This window comes from Anaerocolumna sp. AGMB13025 (assembly GCF_029689925.1).
Lineage (GTDB): Bacteria > Bacillota > Clostridia > Lachnospirales > Lachnospiraceae > Anaerocolumna.
Genome location: NZ_CP121445.1, coordinates 5,189,386 through 5,206,403 on the forward strand (window position 1 = coordinate 5,189,386; position 17,018 = coordinate 5,206,403).

Annotated in this window: 14 protein-coding genes; 2 read left to right on the forward strand and 12 right to left on the reverse strand. The window is 39.1% G+C overall.

From position 1 onward, the window contains the following. Positions 1–4 precede the first annotated feature (4 nt). From QA584_RS21525 to QA584_RS21565, 9 genes are all read right to left on the reverse strand, one after another. Positions 5–658, reverse strand: coding sequence for an HD-GYP domain-containing protein (locus tag QA584_RS21525; RefSeq protein ID WP_278271164.1), 654 nt, complete (start codon positions 656–658; stop codon positions 5–7). A gap of 13 nt (positions 659–671) precedes the next feature. Then, on the reverse strand, positions 672–2,252 hold the full coding sequence (hemZ, locus tag QA584_RS21530) for a coproporphyrinogen dehydrogenase HemZ (RefSeq protein ID WP_278271165.1): 1,581 nt from the start codon (positions 2,250–2,252) through the stop codon (positions 672–674). Positions 2,253–2,274: 22 nt separating this feature from the next. Continuing rightward, positions 2,275–2,916, reverse strand: coding sequence for an MBL fold metallo-hydrolase (locus tag QA584_RS21535; protein WP_278271166.1), 642 nt, complete (start codon positions 2,914–2,916; stop codon positions 2,275–2,277). Between the two features lie 66 nt (positions 2,917–2,982). Beyond that, the gene (locus QA584_RS21540) at positions 2,983–5,268 is read right to left on the reverse strand and encodes a RelA/SpoT family protein (protein WP_278275217.1); all 2,286 of its coding nucleotides are present in this window, start codon (positions 5,266–5,268) and stop codon (positions 2,983–2,985) included. Between the two features lie 268 nt (positions 5,269–5,536). Then, positions 5,537–6,061: an adenine phosphoribosyltransferase gene (locus QA584_RS21545; protein ID WP_278271167.1), complete on the reverse strand. Its 525-nt coding sequence runs from the start codon at positions 6,059–6,061 to the stop codon at positions 5,537–5,539. Between the two features lie 278 nt (positions 6,062–6,339). Next, positions 6,340–8,109, reverse strand: coding sequence for a single-stranded-DNA-specific exonuclease RecJ (gene recJ, locus QA584_RS21550; RefSeq protein WP_278271168.1), 1,770 nt, complete (start codon positions 8,107–8,109; stop codon positions 6,340–6,342). Between the two features lie 195 nt (positions 8,110–8,304). Then, entirely contained in the window at positions 8,305–9,750 is a 1,446-nt protein-coding gene (gene scfB, locus QA584_RS21555; RefSeq protein WP_278271169.1) for a thioether cross-link-forming SCIFF peptide maturase, read from the reverse strand. 211 nt (positions 9,751–9,961) lie between these two features. Next, a complete protein-coding gene (gene scfA, locus QA584_RS21560; protein WP_091684032.1) occupies positions 9,962–10,102 on the reverse strand; it encodes a six-cysteine ranthipeptide SCIFF in 141 nt (46 codons plus the stop codon). Between the two features lie 105 nt (positions 10,103–10,207). Beyond that, positions 10,208–10,582, reverse strand: coding sequence for a TIGR04086 family membrane protein (locus QA584_RS21565; RefSeq protein ID WP_278271170.1), 375 nt, complete (start codon positions 10,580–10,582; stop codon positions 10,208–10,210). A 486-nt stretch (positions 10,583–11,068) separates the two neighbouring features. Between QA584_RS21565 and QA584_RS21570 the strand changes: the two genes are divergently transcribed. Next, positions 11,069–11,926, forward strand: a complete 858-nt coding sequence (locus QA584_RS21570; protein WP_278271171.1) for a PHP domain-containing protein — start codon at positions 11,069–11,071, stop codon at positions 11,924–11,926. A 104-nt stretch (positions 11,927–12,030) separates the two neighbouring features. On the opposite strand, the gene yajC is transcribed toward QA584_RS21570, so the two are convergent. Then, positions 12,031–12,357 carry a preprotein translocase subunit YajC gene (gene yajC / locus QA584_RS21575; RefSeq protein ID WP_278271172.1) on the reverse strand — a complete coding sequence of 109 codons (327 nt, stop codon included), beginning with the start codon at positions 12,355–12,357 and terminating at the stop codon, positions 12,031–12,033. A 74-nt stretch (positions 12,358–12,431) separates the two neighbouring features. Continuing rightward, entirely contained in the window at positions 12,432–13,565 is a 1,134-nt protein-coding gene (gene tgt / locus QA584_RS21580; protein ID WP_278271173.1) for a tRNA guanosine(34) transglycosylase Tgt, read from the reverse strand. Positions 13,566–13,780: 215 nt separating this feature from the next. Between tgt and QA584_RS21585 the strand changes: the two genes are divergently transcribed. After that, complete coding sequence (locus QA584_RS21585; RefSeq protein ID WP_278271174.1) at positions 13,781–16,309, forward strand: bifunctional diguanylate cyclase/phosphodiesterase; 2,529 nt, start codon at positions 13,781–13,783, stop codon at positions 16,307–16,309. 190 nt (positions 16,310–16,499) lie between these two features. Here QA584_RS21585 and QA584_RS21590 read toward each other — a convergent pair whose 3' ends face one another. Continuing rightward, a complete protein-coding gene (locus QA584_RS21590) occupies positions 16,500–16,727 on the reverse strand; it encodes an HPr family phosphocarrier protein (RefSeq protein ID WP_278271175.1) in 228 nt (75 codons plus the stop codon). Between the last annotated feature and the right edge of the window lie 291 nt (positions 16,728–17,018).

Sequence of the window (17,018 nt, forward strand, 5' to 3'; positions counted from 1 at the left end):
AATTTTAATAATAACCGTCATGGAGAATTTTTCTCCAGGAATATATCTTTTTATTGATATGTTCCACAAATTCGTCTACCTCATTAAATTGATCTGAATGGACCACCCTTAAGAATGCGAGGAAAATCTTCATGTCAAAGTTCTTGACTTCCTCAATCATTAATTTAATCGCCATTTCTTTATCAAATGCGACACGGTATCTGCGGTCTGATATTAAGGCTGCATAAACATCACAGATTCTTAAAATCCGGGCTCCTAAAGGAATGTCCTCCTCTTTTAGATTGCCCGGGTAACCGGTGCCGTCATAGTTTTCATGATGGTGATAAACCGATAACAGCAGTACCTCCTCATAATCGAAGCTCTGTAGTATTTCATAACCGATGGCGGGATGCATCCTGATATATTTCATTTCCTCCACCGTTAAAGTATTGTTACTTCTTTTATACAAGAACTGTCCCAGTTTTAATTTACCAATATCATGTACCAGTCCTGCTTTGGCCATAGTATAACAGAAATTTTCATCAAGTTCCAGCTCTTTGGATAATAATAGTGCCAACTTACTAACTAAAATTCCATGATCAATGGCTTCTTCTAAATCCCCCGCCAGAACTGCTTCCTTATCCGATACCAGTAATTCAAGTGTATCCTCCAATAACATTTGAATTTCCTTTCTATAAACCGTAAGAATTATCTTTTAAAAAATTAAATTTTCTCTCAATCATCTCATCAATACGTTCTATATAGTCCTTTAAACTTTTAACATTTTCGACACGTTCAATACGGTTTTCCTTATGAAAAATGAACTTGGACAAAGCACCGGCTCCCAGTGCCAGAATGGTTTGCTTTTCTTCCATAATCAGAATATTATAAAGCCCTTCTTTACCATAACGGGCATATCCGATATTTTCAAGGTTATCTGCCATATTCTTCTGTCTATAGAGATAATATGGCAGATAACCGGATGATTTCGTATAATCAGAAGTCAGGTTAAGCATATCAGAGGCTTCAAAGGACACTAAATCCTGATAGGTTTCCCTTTGTATATTAAGCCTCGCTGCACGCTTAATGGCAAGGGTATGAACCGTTAAGCTGTCCGGCTTTAATTTATCAATTTCTGCTAACGTATGGGCGGTATCTGCTTTACCCTCACCCGGCAGTCCAATGATTATATCCATATTAATATTGTCATGACCTGCTTCTCTGGCTGCATAAAAAGCTTCTATAACCTGGTTTACCGTATGTTTTCTTCCAATCAGGTCCAGGGTTTTCTGGCTCATGGTTTGTGGGTTAATGGAAATTCTGGTTACCCCATGATCTTTTAGTATCTTTAACTTTTTTGCCGTAATACTGTCTGGTCTTCCGGCTTCCACCGTATATTCCTCTACATAGGTAAAATCAAAGGTATGATCAATATGGGTCAATAACCGGTCTAGTTCTTCCTCACTTAAGGTAGTCGGAGTACCACCGCCTATATAGATGGTGGTCAGTCTTTTCTTCATTCCGCATATTCCGGCATAGGTAATTTCTTTATATAAAGCTTCTAAATATAAGGGTACGAAAGCACCGGATTTTTCAAGGGAATAAGAGGTAAAAGAACAGTACAGACAAGTACTTGGGCAAAAAGGTATTCCAATATAGATGCTGTAACCGTTCCGGTAATCAATTTCGTTCAGTAAAGTTATTTCACGCTTTGCCACCTTAAGACTTAAATCAATCTTTTCCTCCGAACATAGATACTGTTCTTTCATGTATTGTCTGATATCCTCTTCGGATGCATTCTGTTCCATTTTTTCATAGGCTATTTTAGTCGGTCTGACTCCGGTTAAAGTCCCCCAGGGTAATTGCCTTCCAGTAATATGGGATAAACAGTCATAAAGAGCCCTTTTTAACTGATTCCGGTATTGTCTTGTTTTTAACTGCACCACCTCTGAATCGATAGCTTCCGAAGATCCTGATTCTTTATAATCAATATTGTCTTGTACCTCATGTACCGTTGAATTCTCTTTTGTACCGAAACTGCTGTATAACTCCAATCCGTTTTTTACAGCTTTCAGGTTAAGAAATGGAATACGTAAATCTATCGTTAAAGTTAAGTCATCCGTAATCCTCTTGTCAGCTTCTTCGGATACAACCGTATCCAGGCTTTTGTCAGGCGGTTTAATGATTTTTATCTGCTCATTTGGATAAAATGCTTTTACAAGTGAATGAATATCATATTCAAACTCGTCCTTTGATAAATATATATAAATCATGAAGTCTCCCATCGTAATTGTATTAATCCAGGTAATCATTTCCCCCGATAAAGGGATTATGGGTTCTTTCATAACCAATGGTTGTTTTATCTCCGTGGCCCGGATATACGGTAACTTCGTCCGGCAATATCATTAACTGTCTACGGATTGAATCCATAAGAATGCCATAATTACCGGTAGACAAATCGGTTCTTCCCACGGACTCCCGGAATAAGGTGTCTCCGCTTATCAGGATTTTTTCGTCCTCAAAATAATAGCAAACACCTCCTGCAGTATGACCGGGGGTGTGGAGAACTTTTATTTTTATTCCGGCTAAGGTAATCAATTCCTTATCCTTAAGGTACCTGTCTGCTTCGATCGTATAATTTCTTCGCACCATACGGGATCCGTTATAATTCGCATTCCCTAACAGTTCTCTCTCCGCTTCACACGCAAACACCGGAATCTGAAAGCTTTCTCTTAAGTCACCAGCTGCCATGATATGATCAAAATGACCATGAGTCAAAAGAATAGCAACCGGAGTTACCTCCAGTGCTTTTAGTTTGCCTTCAATGACTGATGCCTGTTCCGGCGGGTCAATAATAATCGCTTCTTTTGTAAGTTCATTGGTTACGATATAACAATTTGTTCCAACCATTCCTATTACATAGGACTGTAGTTCCATAGCTTCCTCCTGTCTGCCGTCTCAATTCTTAGAATTCAGCATATTCTACTGTTCTCTGTATCTAAATCAACCGGTAGTACGTTCGATATCCAGTACACTTTCAATGCCTCGGAGCTTTGCAACGATATATTTTAACTGCTCCACTCCATTTATTTCAAAGCCTACACTGATAGTTGCCGTACCCTGCTTACTGGTTCTGACCGTCATTGAGGTCACATCTATCTTATTTTCAGTTAAAATCTTGGATACATCTACTAATACACCGCTTCGGTTATTGGCATATATTTTAATTTCCGCAGTATAGAGTTCGCCTCCCTGGGCTTTATCCGGTGATACATTCCACTCTGCTTCAATTAACCGTGCACGGTCTTCTTCCGACAGATTCATCAGATTGATACAATCGGTGCGGTGAATGGATACGCCACGGCCTCTGGTTACAAAACCAACGATTTCATCGCCTGGAACCGGACTGCAGCACTTGGAGAAACGGACTGCCACATCGTGGATTCCTTCTACTACAATACCGCTTTTCGATTTTGCAACGGCTGCTGGTTTATTCTCCCTGATTTCTGATAAGGTATCTAATACCTTTTCATCGGTTATTTCCTTTTTATGCTTCTTATCATACTCATCTTTTAATTTATTGATGACCTGGCCTTCTTTTAAACCACCGTGTCCTACTGCAGCATAGATGGAATCCCAGTCACGGAATCCGTACTTAGACATGACCTTATTCATAAATTCGGTCTTTAACAATTCACTTAAATTAATGCCTTTATTCTTGCAGTAAGAGACGATCATATCCTTACCCCGGGTAATATTATCTTCCTTAAGCTCAGTCTTAAACCACTGATTGATTTTATTCTTAGCCTGAGTACTTTTTACAAGGGATAACCAGTCTCTGCTGGGACCTTTGGAATTCTGGGAGGTAATAATCTCGATACGGTCGCCGTTCTGAATGACATAATCAATATTAACCAGCTTCCCATTGACTCTTGCACCTACCATCTTATTGCCTACCGCACTATGGATGCTGTATGCAAAATCAATAGGGGTGGAACCATTTGGTAAATTTTTAACATCTCCGGTGGGAGTGAAACAATACACGCTTTCTGAAAACAAATCCAAATCACTCTTAAGCAGGCTTAAGAATTCCTTGTTATCTGACATGTCCCTCTGCCACTCTAAAATCTGACGCAGCCAGGTAAGTTTTGCTTCTTCCGTATCATGGCTATTCTTTCCATCCTGACCTTCTTTATACTTCCAGTGGGCAGCAATACCATATTCTGCCGTTCTGTGCATCTCATAAGTCCTAATCTGGATTTCAAAGGGCTGTCCTTTAGGACCGATTAAGGTAGTGTGAAGAGACTGATACATATTTTGTTTTGGCATGGCAATATAGTCTTTGAATCTGCCGGGTATGGGTTTATACATCTCATGAATTACCCCAAGGGCAGCATAACAATCCTTAACGGATTCCACAATAATGCGTACGGCAAATAAATCAAAAATCTGATCCAGAGTCTTATTTTGATTTACCATCTTTTTATATATGCTGAAAAAGTGTTTGACACGACCGTCAATTTTAGCATCAATTTCTGCTGCCTCAATATGAAACTTAACTTCTTCAACAATTCCGTTAATAACGTCTTCCCGCTCGCCTTTTCTGGAATTAATCTTCTCGGTTAAATCTTTGTATACATCAGGCTCTAAATATTTCAGGGATAAGTCGTCAAGTTCTATTTTAATTTTTGAAATACCAAGTCTCTGTGCAATCGGTGCATAGATATCCATGGTTTCTCTTGCTTTTTCTTTTTGTTTGATTGGGGTCTGATATTGAAGAGTCCGCATATTGTGCAAGCGGTCTGCCAATTTGATTAAGATTACTCTGATGTCCTTTGCCATTGCTAAGAACATCTTCCTTAAATTCTCAGCCTGGATTTCCACTTTATCCTTAGAATAGCTTAACTGGGTAAGTTTTGTTACCCCGTCTACTAACAATGCGATTTCTTCATTGAATTCTTTCGCAATTTCTTCGACGGTACAAACTGTATCTTCCACTACATCATGAAGAAGCCCCGCTACAATGGTTTCCTTATCAAGTTCCAGTTCTGCCAGTATAATTGCCACACACAGGGGGTGGATAATATACGGTTCACCTGATTTCCTGAACTGACTTTTATGAGCCAGGTCAGCAACATGGTAGGCTTTTTCTATCATGGAAATATCAGCTGACGGATGATAACTCTCCACGATTTTTACCAGTTGATTAAATAATACTTCAGGACTCGTAAAATCCGCAGGAACTAACATTTCCTTATTTTTATTGTCATTATTATCATTATCGCTCATCACATATGCCAAATCGTCCATGAAAATCACCACCAGTCCGTAAGTTTATCTTTTAATTATAATCAATCTCTTAAAAAAAATCAATTCCTTTATTGAATAATGACACATCCTGCAAGGTTTTGTCAGAATTTTCCACGTTTCTGCAGGAAATGGAGATAAAATTTTTGCCATAGGTCAGATGTCTTTCGTACCTCCAACCTATGGCAAATTTCATAATAAATATATGATTTTTATAGTATAATGTTCTAGGGACAAGTAATCTTCTATTTTACTTTCCTTCGTATTTAATGACTGCATCCACGTTATAGCCCTCTAATTTATCACGTCCGTGAAGACCTTCCAGTTCAATGAGGAAAATGATTTTAACAACTTCCCCGCCCAAACTTTCGACCAGTTTGGTTATGGCTTCTATTGTCCCTCCGGTTGCAATCAGATCGTCAACGATAGCAACTTTCTGTCCGGGCTTGATAGCATCCTTGTGCATTTCAATGGTTGCGGTACCATATTCCAATGCATACTCCATTTCAATGGTTTCGCAGGGAAGCTTTCCTTTTTTGCGTACAGGCACAAACGCTTTGTTAAGGTTATACGCAATCGGAACACCAAAGATGAAGCCTCTGGATTCGGGTCCCACAATAATATCGATATCCAGACCATCAAGCATAGCCTGCATCTGGTCGATGGACATTCTCAAACTATCTTTATCCTGTAATACACTTGTTACATCCCTGAATACAATGCCTTCTTCTGGGAAATCAGGTATACTTCTGATATATTCTTCTAACTTTTTCATATTATCCTCTATTCTTGCGCACGCTCTTTGTGCATACCAAGTTTGTGGTGCGCAGGCACAAACTTGCGGTTGAAAAATTTATTTTTCAACCTAACCTCTTTCTGGATATTTACTTATTTTAATCCAATTATTCATAATACTTATTTTTCATATTAAAGCCCATATTATTTTACGTATTTTATTGGTCACCTGTGCCTTAATGCACGAATAACACCAACTTATATTATAACATTTACAATTTTAAATAGCAATTTATTTCAAGTTTTTTGATATAATTTTTACTTTATTATCTGATAGTTCTGTATAATTATCTGCACCGTCCGATTGCCACCATATTCATTCATACTTGGATAGTAGGTCACAGACAGCCGTACCGCATTACTCCTGCTGCGAAACATATTATCGACTTCCTCCTGCCCAAAACCCTCAGACAACGTATTTAGAAAAGACTCCACTTCACCGAAATACAAGGCATCCATAACTCTTCCGTAATCGTTAACAACCTGAAATTTCAGCACATTGGAATTTTTGCCGAGTATGGAAGCTTTTCGAATACGCAGATTCTTTTCGGCAAAAACCGGTTTTATATTACCTTTTCCAAAAGGTTCTAATCGTTCCAGTTCCGTCACCAGTTCTTCACTTAAATATCCCAGGGGAAGCAGAATATCTATGGATATTTTGGGTATTAAGTCTTCCTCTGTTAATCTGGTGTTTTGATTTAATTCAACTCTTAAAAGGCTTACCATAGCCTCCTCTAAAGACAGTCCCGCTGCCATTGGATGACCTCCGTATTTTAGCAGGAGATGCTTGCATTTCGTCAGTTCTTCATATATATTATATTGTTCGATGGAACGGCAGGAACCTTTTACTGCCCCTTCAGCCTCTGTCAGAACAATAGCCGGTTTGTTATATCGTTCCTTAAGACGGCCGGCTATAATCCCTGCCAGGCTTTCATGGCAGTCCTTTAAGTAGACCACCAGTACTTTATCCTTCACCATGCCGCCCTCTTCCACTAACTTTATTGCAGCTTCAAGTCCCTTGGCAGTCATATCTTTTCTAATATCATTTAAGGTTTTTAGTTCTTCGGCTAATAAATCCGCTTCTTCTTTGGTTTCTGACAATAATAATTTCAAACCTTTTTTAGCCGAGTCAAGTCTTCCGGACGCATTCAGGCAGGGACCGATGATATAGCCAAGATGATACGCAGAAAGACCGGAAAGGTTAATATTATTTTTCTCAATTAAAGCTTTTAATCCCAAGTTCTTCGTCTGTTTTAAAAGGTTCAGACCATGTTTAACAATAACACGGTTTTCATTGACTAAATCCATTACATCGCAAACCGTTGCTATGGCAACGATCTCTAACATAGAATCCATTTCTTCCCGGTCAATCCCAAACCTGTCATATAAGATCTGGATCAGTTTAAAGGCTACTGCCGCACCGCACAGGGATTTCCACGGATATTCACAATCCCACTGCTTGGGATTTACCACCGCATCCCCCTTAGGAATAATATATTCCTTCTGGTCTCCCGATTCTACAAATGGTACATCATGATGATCCGTAATTATGACCGTCATTCCCAGTTCTTTCGCTTTATCAATCTGTTCTGCGGCAGATATACCGTTATCACAGGTTAATATGGTATCAACGCCGTCCCGGTATGCCTCTTCGATTATGTTGATATTAATACCATAGCCATCTTTTATTCTGTCGGGAATCTCATAATCTGCCAAAGCCTTGCATTTTATTAATGCCGTATATAAAACATAAGTGGAGGCTACCCCGTCCACATCATAGTCCCCTACAATCCGTATTTTTTTTCCCTGTTTGATTTTATTGGTTAATATATCACAGGCTTTTACCAGATCCTTCATGGTAAGAGGGTTATGTAACCGGTCTAACGCCGGATTTAAGTAGGCTTCAATATCTTCCTTGCTTTCCTGGTTCCGGTTAATCAATAATCTCGCTATCACTTCGCTGATTTTATATTGCTCCGTCATAGCTGCAAAATCAGCTTTTTTATTCTTTAATACCCATTTTTCCATATAAACTCCTAATGGCTCAATTCTTCCGCGGTTAAGTAAATCCTGGCAACTTGCGAAAGGACAGGTTATCTTATTTAAAATAAATTTGGCTGCTGCAAAATCCTAAAGAGTCATTTACTTGGAAGAAAGACGGATACTCCGTATTAAAAACCCAGGTTCATTCCCTTTATAATTTTGCAACAGCCTCTTATTGAATTACTCCAAAGCAGCTTCTGCGGCTTTTAGCATAATTGCACACTCTACCCTCTTTTTCTGCATTTCGCAGCCGATATCATAGGTATCATTGATCGTACCATGAAATTTAAAGGAATTGGCGGCACACCCTCCGCTGCAGTAAAATCTTGCAAAACAATCCCTGCATTTATCCTTGGCATATACATTACAGCATTTAAACTCATCTCTTAACTCAGTTTTTTTAACGCCTTCATAAACATTACCCATTAAGAACTCTTCTTCACCTACAAACTGGTGGCAGGGATATAAATCCCCCCAGGGCGTTACTGCTAAATACTCGGTACCAGAGCCGCAGCCCGATAAACGTTTTGCGACACAGGGACCACCGGATAAGTCAATCATAAAATGGAAGAAATTAAAATCCATACCTTCCTTTTTCTTTTCTATCATATAAGCGGCCAGTTTATCATATTCTTCAAAAATTACCGGAAGATCTTCTTCCGTAATTGCATAAGCTTCTTCGGCTTTCGCAACAACGGGTTCTACGGATATCTGCTTAAAGCCCAGCTCTGCCAGATGTTTCACATCCTCGGAAAAATCCAGATTATTATGGGTAAAGGTACCTCTTACATAATAATTGTTCTGGTTACGGCTGTCCGCCAGTTTCTTAAACTTTGGTACAATCAGGTCATAGCTGCCTTTACCGTTACGGGAAGGTCTCATAAGATCATTGACTTCTCTGCGTCCGTCAATGCTTAATACTACATTGCTCATTTCCTGATTGGCAAATTCCATAATATCATCATTAAGCAGTATACCATTGGTGGTAAGGGTAAAACGGAATTTCTTATTATGGAGCTGTTCCTGTTCCCTTCCATAAGCCACCAGCTTTTTCACTACATCAAAGTTCATAAGGGGTTCCCCGCCAAAAAAGTCTACTTCGAGATTTTTACGGTTCCCGGAATTTTGAATCAGAAAATCCAGTGCCTGTTTTCCTACTTCATAACTCATTAATGCACGTCTGCCCTGGTATTCGCCTTCTTCTGCAAAACAATATCTGCAGGCTAAATTACAGTCATGGGCAATATGTAAACATAACGCTTTTACAACGGTCTGACGGGACTTAAAGTCGGTGATATAGCTCTCATAGATATCCTCTGTAAAAAGGGCACCGTCCTGAATTAATTCCTCAATATCATTAACCGCTTCTGTTACAGCAGTTTCAACAGCCTCTTCCCTAGAATCTGCTCCTTCAAAAAGCTCTGCATATTCCTGATTCCGGTACTTTTTAAGTATTTCTTCCTTTACTGCTGCTTTATCTGCTTCCGGTAAACTCTTTCTTTTCTCTTTATCTATCGTATTGTATATTGCTATGACATCGTAAGCTAAGTCGTCAACAACATGTACCATTCCGCTGTTGACATCTAATACGATATTATAGCCATTATTTTTGTACTGGTGAATCAACGTGTATCTCCCTTCTATATATAAAACCCATAGGTAATTGCAAACGCAAATCTCATAATTTTACAGTTACCCACATATCTGAATCAGCAAACAAACAATAAGCAGCGGCCTGAAGACGCTGCTTATAAAATACATGTCTAAACAACATATGGATATAACAGATCCCTGTTACAAAATACGGTTTTCATGTATCCGGTTATGTATTCTGCTATTATTTGTTTTCGCAGCTTTGATTTCCTACTGTGCAGGATGTTTTACAAGCTGATTGGCAGGAAGTCTGGCATTCGCCGCATCCGCCCTTTTTCATGGTATCTTTTAAATTTCTTGTATTTAATGTTTTGATACGTTTCATGAGGTTGCCTCCTTCAATTATTCCTGATTGCCCATATATAGCAAATATCACCTGATATTATAGCATACCCCCAATAATATGAAAAGAGTTTTTTAAAATTCTCTTCTAACTAATCATCCCGCCAAGCATACCGCTGAATAAGCAGATAACCATGACTGTAATTACTCTGCTTACTTCCATACCCATAACAGAATTGGTCAATACCGAAATCAGGATCAGCATGATGAAGTATAATGCTCCCATTCCCAATCCCCATAAAAACCGTTTCGAATCCGCGCTTTTCCCTAGTAAAAATCCCCCGACAAAGGAGGATAACACATAGGTTAAGAGTATACCCCCATTTAGAACCGTACTGGACACATCCGCTTTCATCATTAAAAATGCCAGTAATAAAAGCAGTAATCCGGTAATCATATAAGAAACCAAAAGATTTCTTAAGATTGTTACAACCTTGGAATTACGGTGTAATACTTTGTCCATTCCAAACCTCCGCTCTATTTATACTGTAGTATATTTGGAAAAGTTTCTATATATTCCAGAAACAATAAAAATTCATGAAGACGTTCGGCAGTATCCTGGTATGTTTGCAATATTTTTGTAGGGAAAGAACCCTCATGCCACTAAAAACTTGGTGAACTGCTTATAGCAGTCGAAAAAGAGTAAAACTCGCTGACGCTCAGACAGTTACTCTTTTTCTCCTTGGCGCAGTTCTCCAAGTTTAAGTGGCATGGGGTTCTTTCCAATACAAAAATATTGCAAACATACCAGGATACTGCCTAGGTTTTTGGATATATTTTCCTTATTCGCTTGCCGTGTTTTTTGCATCTGAAAATGATGACTTCTTTTGAGAGTAATGCTATAATAAAGCTTGTTAAAAAATTTTGGTGAGAAAGGATGCCACATTGGTTTTTATTTTATTATGTGGCAGTATCGCATGTAAACTTACGATATGCAATGGGTATAACTATGAATTATATTGATCTCCACGTCCATTCCAATGCTTCCGACGGAACTCTGACACCTGCCGAAGTGGTAAGGCTTGCTGTTAAAAATAAACTTGCTGCTTTTGCCTTAACCGATCACGATACCTTAGCCGGAATTCCCGAGGCAGAAAAAACCGCCCTTTCTGAAACGGAAAACGGACATCCGATACAGGTCATTCCGGGTACAGAAATTTCAGTAGCATATAAGAAAAAAGACATTCATATCTTAGGTCTATTTATCAATCCCAAATGTGAAATTCTTACCTCTGCACTGGAGACCGCCAGGATGAAGCGGGAAGAGAGAAATGAAAAAATGACCGCTAATTTAAGAGCGGCTGGAATTGACATTACCGTAGACAAATTAAAGGAAGAAGAAGGGGAAGCGGTTTTGACCCGTGCCCATTTTGCCAAATTCATGGTAAAGTACGGCTACTGCAAAACACTGCCTGAGGCTTTCACTAAATATCTAAACAATGATTCCCCTTACTATGTACCCAGAGAATACCTATCCCCAGAAGAAGCAGTTTCTCTGATTCATACCGGCGGCGGTCTTGCAGTCTTAGCCCATCCCCTGCTCTATAAGTATACCTTAGAAGAAGTAGAACAGTTAACGGCTTATCTGGCCGATTTCGGACTTGACGGAATGGAAGCCATCTATTCCTCCAATACTGGCTTTGACGAAGGCCGTATGCGGCATTTAGCGAATAAGTACAACCTGGCAATAACGGGAGGGTCTGATTTTCACGGTGCCAATAAGCCGGATTTAAATATTGGCTCCGGGCGGGGGAATTTAAAAATACCTTATACTATATTAGAAAAACTAAGAGAACGATTACCTTGATTGCAAAAAAGCCTGTCCAAACACTATCTTTACTGAGTTGATACTCTGAGTTTAGATAGCAAGGTTTGGTACAGGCTTAAGTCTTAATTAATCCAGATTATTCTTTATTCTGCTGAACCGGAGTTTGGCTTTTCAACTTCCACTACGGCAGTTTTTTTCATAGGGATACGGCAGTTTTTATTGTTACCAAATTCTACGATTACTACTTCTTCCATTACATCAATGATTACACCATAAAAACCGCTGGAGGTAAGAACACTGTCACCAGGTGCCAAAGTAGTTAAGAGTGCTTCCATTGCTCTTTGCTGTTTCTTCTGAGGGCGGATTGCCATAAAGTAAAAGACACCTCCCATAATTGCGATCCAGATTATCATCATACCTAAGGATAATCCTCCGGATGGTGCTGCAGCTAAAAATATAGGGTTATTCATAAAATTCCTCCTGTTTATATAATATATTAATTTTAGTGTTATTTCGGATTCCCTTAACCTGAAATAACGTATTGTTATGCTTCGCCTTCAGCAAAGCCGTCTAACCTTTGTTTTTTATATTCTTTATAACGTTTCTGCTCAATTGCCGTTCTGATTTCTTCCATCATATTATTGTAAAAATACAGATTATGGGTTACTAACAGCCTTAATCCTAACATTTCTTTTGCTTTTAGTAAATGTCTGATATATGCTCTGCTGTAATGTCTGCAGGCGGGACACTGGCATCCCTCGTCGATGGGACGACCGTCCAGTTCGTATTTGGCATTGAGTAGATTCATTTTTCCGTGGTTGGTGTAGGCGTTGCCGTGTCTTCCGTTTCTTGCGGGATATACGCAGTCAAAAAAGTCAACACCCCGTTCTACGGATTCCAAAATATTCTCCGGAGTTCCTACTCCCATTAAATAAGTTGGTTTTTCAAGGGGCAAATATGGAACCGTTGCTTCTATGATTCGATACATCTCCTGGTGGGATTCTCCCACCGCCAGTCCGCCTAAGGCGTAACCGTCCAGATTTAACTCTGATATCCGCTTGGCGTGTTCAATACGAATGTCTTCATAAGTTCCGCCCTGGTTGATTCCAAACAACATCTGATTTTTATTAATGGTGTCCTCTAATGAGTTTAATCTTTCCATTTCCCTGATACAGCGCTCCAGCCATCTGGTTGTCCGGTTCACCGAATTCTGCATATAGTCTCTTTCTGCAGGATGGGGAGGACATTCGTCAAACGCCATAGCTATGGTAGAGGCAAGACCTGACTGAATCTGCATACTTTCCTCGGGACCCATGAATATTTTACGCCCGTCTACATGGGAGTTAAAATATACACCCTCTTCTTTGATCTTACGAAGACCTGCCAGAGAAAATACCTGAAACCCCCCGGAATCCGTTAATATGGGCTTGTCCCATACCATAAATTTATGAAGTCCGCCAAGCTTTTTAATTACCTGGTCACCGGGTCTGACATGTAAATGGTAGGTATTAGAAAGTTCCACCTGTGTCTTGATGCCCTGCAAGTCCATTGTAGATACGGCTCCTTTTATAGCTGCCGCAGTTCCCACATTCATAAACACTGGGGTCTGAATTGTGCCATGGACGGTATGAAACTCGCCGCGTTTCGCGTTGCCGTCCCTGCCTAGTAACTTATACATATATTTCTCCGTTCTAAGTCCATTATAAGATACTGCTTATATTTGCACCATCTAACGTTACAAGTATACCTTTATTGGAAGTCTTTTTCAACTAAAATTTTAATATAAGTTGTAAAGATATTATAAATTAAGATATCTTTCGTTCCATATATTGTTGCATTTTCCCAGATTTATTGTTAAAATGTAAATTAATTACTATAAAAAGGAAGATAACCATGTCGATTAAACGAACTTTAAGAATAACTTTAATCCTATTCTCTATTGTACCAATTATCCTGGTATCTATACTGGCTTACCATCTTATTGCAGGTCGTCTTATTTCCATTAAAAGAGATAATTTGGAGCAATTGGCGGTAACCAACAGCAATGGATTAACGGCAATGGTTAAGAATCAATTGACAGAGGTCAATCTCCTCGCTACACAAAATCAGATTTATACCTTAGCTACCTATAATGAATCCCATTATCTAAAAACCTCTACTGCTTACAAAGAAGTCTATGAAAAATCCGCTGACTTACTGGTTAAACGTCACTCCTTATACCCTTCCTGTGCCAGGATCACGGTATATAATTCAAAAGAACAAGTCATAGCCAGCTCAGATCCAAAGATTATAAATAAGGATTACTCAGATAGCGTGACTCTATCCTATATGAAAGCCACCAAAAGTTCCGCCTGTGGGGTCAGTGGATTAATTAAAAATACATATGCTTCTGAAGAAACCAGTAATCTCACCGAAAATTCTTATTGTATTGAGATCGGCTGTCCCATACTTCTTGAGAAAGACGGCAGTACTGATATTATTGGCTATATAATCAGCACCATAAGTTTATCGTATTTCAAAGATTTCCTCAATTCCATTATCATGGGTGAAACCGGCTTTGGGGTGGTGCTTGATAAAAATGGTATTATCATCTATCATCCGGATTCCAAGCTGATTGGAACCAGTATAGATAATGACAGGCTTGGTTCCCTGGTAAATAACTTTTACACCGGCAAAATCCCGCAAAACGGAGCGTTTCAATATACCTATGAAAAGATTGACAAGCTCTACGGTTATAGTGTCATACCAGAGCTGGACTGGGTCCTTTTAGTAAAACAGGATGTTTCCGAAATCATAAATTTAGCTATTATTCTCTTTTATGTTCTTGGCTGGACAATCTTTATATTAACGGTTATCGTATTTCTTGTCAGCAATAAGTTTGCCAAAAGCTTTACCGATCCCATTATAGAATTAAAAGATACCATGCGGACGGCATCGGACGGCAACCTGGAAGTACAGTCTAATTTAAAAGCCAGGAATGAATTAGGCGAACTATCAAGAAGTCTTAATAAAATGCTGCATATCATTAAAGGCAATTATAATGACCTAACTGCTATGCATGAAGAATTAATCACCAACGAGGATCAGTTAAGAAATAACTATAACCGGATTGAGTATCTGGCATATCATGATATCCTCACTAATCTGCCGAATAAACTGGCCTTTACAGACCGGGTCAACAGCACCCTGTCCTTATCCCCTGGCTCCAATAAACTTCATGCTGTCTATTTTGTAGACCTGGATAACTTTAAGATTATCAATGATACCCTGGGTCACGATTACGGAGACAATTTACTAGTCCAGACAGCCGAACAGTTATTATCCTTAATTACCTCCGAAGATATCTTAGCCCGAGCCGGCGGTGATGAATTTCTCATATTCCGTGAGAATCTGGATATGCAAAAAGATGCAACGGATTTTGCTGCAAGCGTCATTGAGACCTTTCGCAAACCGTTTAATTTAAGCGGAGAAATCGCTTATGTATCCATGAGTATAGGCGTTGCCATTTATCCGAAGAACGGGACCTCCACCAGCTCTCTTATCAAAAATGCCGATATCGCCATGTATAAATCCAAAGATACCGGAAAGAACAAATACACCTTGTTCGATAAGAGCATGGAAGAAGAACTGAACCGGAATACGATTATACTTGAAGTATTGCGGGGAGCTATACAGAACAATGAAATATATGTAAAATACCAGCCCCAAATCAATATCACCACGAATAGGATTATTGGATTTGAAGCGTTAATGCGGATTGAAAGCAGTAAATTAGGTGCAATCTCCCCCTCTGAATTTATTCCCATAGCAGAAGAAAGCGGTCTTATTGCAGAACTTGGGGAATGGATCCTTCGGGAAGCCTGCAGCTTTAACAAAGGTTTAATCGATTTAGGTTTTCCGCCTTATATTGTTTCTGTTAACATTTCCTCGGTTCAAATCAACCGTTCTGGATTTATTAGTATGCTCTCTGAGGTCCTGAAAGAAACCGGTCTTCCTCCAAGCTATCTGGAACTTGAGATTACGGAAAGTACCATTGTCTCCTCCTTAACGGATGCAGCTACATTACTTAACAGCCTGCAAACACTGGGGGTCCGCATATCTCTTGATGACTTTGGAACCGGCTATTCTTCCTTAAATTATTTAACGAGTATGCCCATTAATACTTTAAAAATTGATAAGTCTTTTGTCGACAATATCAGCCATAACGAAAAAGATTCCTTTATCGCCGAAGCAATCATACAACTTGCCCACAGCATTGAAGTGGACGTAATCGCGGAAGGAGTCGAATTTGAAGATCAATTAGGTATATTAAAGAACAAGAAATGTGATATCATCCAAGGTTACATATATAGTAAACCGCTGCTGCCGTCAAGGCTTCTTGCCATACTTGATTCAAGCGACATTAAAACGCTTTATTCCTGATGATAAACCTTCAAAACTCTGTATCTTAACAGAGCAAAGAGTCTGGCTCGCCAGACTCTGGCGCGCTGCCACATCAGTGATACCTTCCTCTTTCGCGTCATGCGCATCCTGCAGGTCGTGTTTTTATTTTACTGGATAGTTCAAAGAACTTTCCTCGTAAAATAAAAACAGTCAGGCAAGGGATAACCCCTTATCTGACTGCATATTTGCTGATTATATTTTCTAACCCGCCGTTATATCCATTGTAAGCCACATTTAGATTTTTTGAAATATCCAAACTCATAACCCCTAAAAATGACTTGGCATCTATTATGACACGGTTATAAAAGATATCAATGTCAAAATCACATTGATTTGCAGTTCCTACAAAATCCATCACTTCTTCCGGTGAGTTCAGTTTTATCTGTTTCGTTTCCACTTCTTATTCCTCCATATTGTGTTGTGCCGGGTTTCACTCTTTACTTGTGCAAGTAAAACAAACCTCAAACGTTATATCATGTTTTTAAAGATAAGTCAATTTTGCTCGACTTTACAGAAATCTACATTTTTTATTCCTTTTAACCTGAAATAAGAATCCGCATATCTGATTCTTATTTATTTGTGACAATAATAGTATGGAACCGTTACTTTATGGATAATCATATCCGCTAACTGTTATCGTATCCATAAAAGATTTTTCTATAACTTTTCTAAAAAGCGTCCAATTTAT

Bases quoted from the DNA above. Each gene is read 5' to 3' on its own strand.
- QA584_RS21585 (WP_278271174.1), top strand. From the start codon at position 13,781: ATGTCGATTAAACGAACTTTAAGAATAACTTTAATCCTATTCTCTATT.
- QA584_RS21545 (WP_278271167.1), bottom strand. From the start codon at position 6,061: ATGAAAAAGTTAGAAGAATATATCAGAAGTATACCTGATTTCCCAGAA.
- hemZ (WP_278271165.1), bottom strand. From the start codon at position 2,252: ATGATTTATATATATTTATCAAAGGACGAGTTTGAATATGATATTCAT.
- QA584_RS21570 (WP_278271171.1), top strand. From the start codon at position 11,069: ATGAATTATATTGATCTCCACGTCCATTCCAATGCTTCCGACGGAACT.
- QA584_RS21565 (WP_278271170.1), bottom strand. From the start codon at position 10,582: ATGGACAAAGTATTACACCGTAATTCCAAGGTTGTAACAATCTTAAGA.
- QA584_RS21535 (WP_278271166.1), bottom strand. From the start codon at position 2,916: ATGGAACTACAGTCCTATGTAATAGGAATGGTTGGAACAAATTGTTAT.
- tgt (WP_278271173.1), bottom strand. From the start codon at position 13,565: ATGTATAAGTTACTAGGCAGGGACGGCAACGCGAAACGCGGCGAGTTT.
- recJ (WP_278271168.1), bottom strand. From the start codon at position 8,109: ATGGAAAAATGGGTATTAAAGAATAAAAAAGCTGATTTTGCAGCTATG.
- QA584_RS21525 (WP_278271164.1), bottom strand. From the start codon at position 658: ATGTTATTGGAGGATACACTTGAATTACTGGTATCGGATAAGGAAGCA.
- scfA (WP_091684032.1), bottom strand. From the start codon at position 10,102: ATGAAACGTATCAAAACATTAAATACAAGAAATTTAAAAGATACCATG.
- yajC (WP_278271172.1), bottom strand. From the start codon at position 12,357: ATGAATAACCCTATATTTTTAGCTGCAGCACCATCCGGAGGATTATCC.
- QA584_RS21540 (WP_278275217.1), bottom strand. From the start codon at position 5,268: ATGAGCGATAATGATAATAATGACAATAAAAATAAGGAAATGTTAGTT.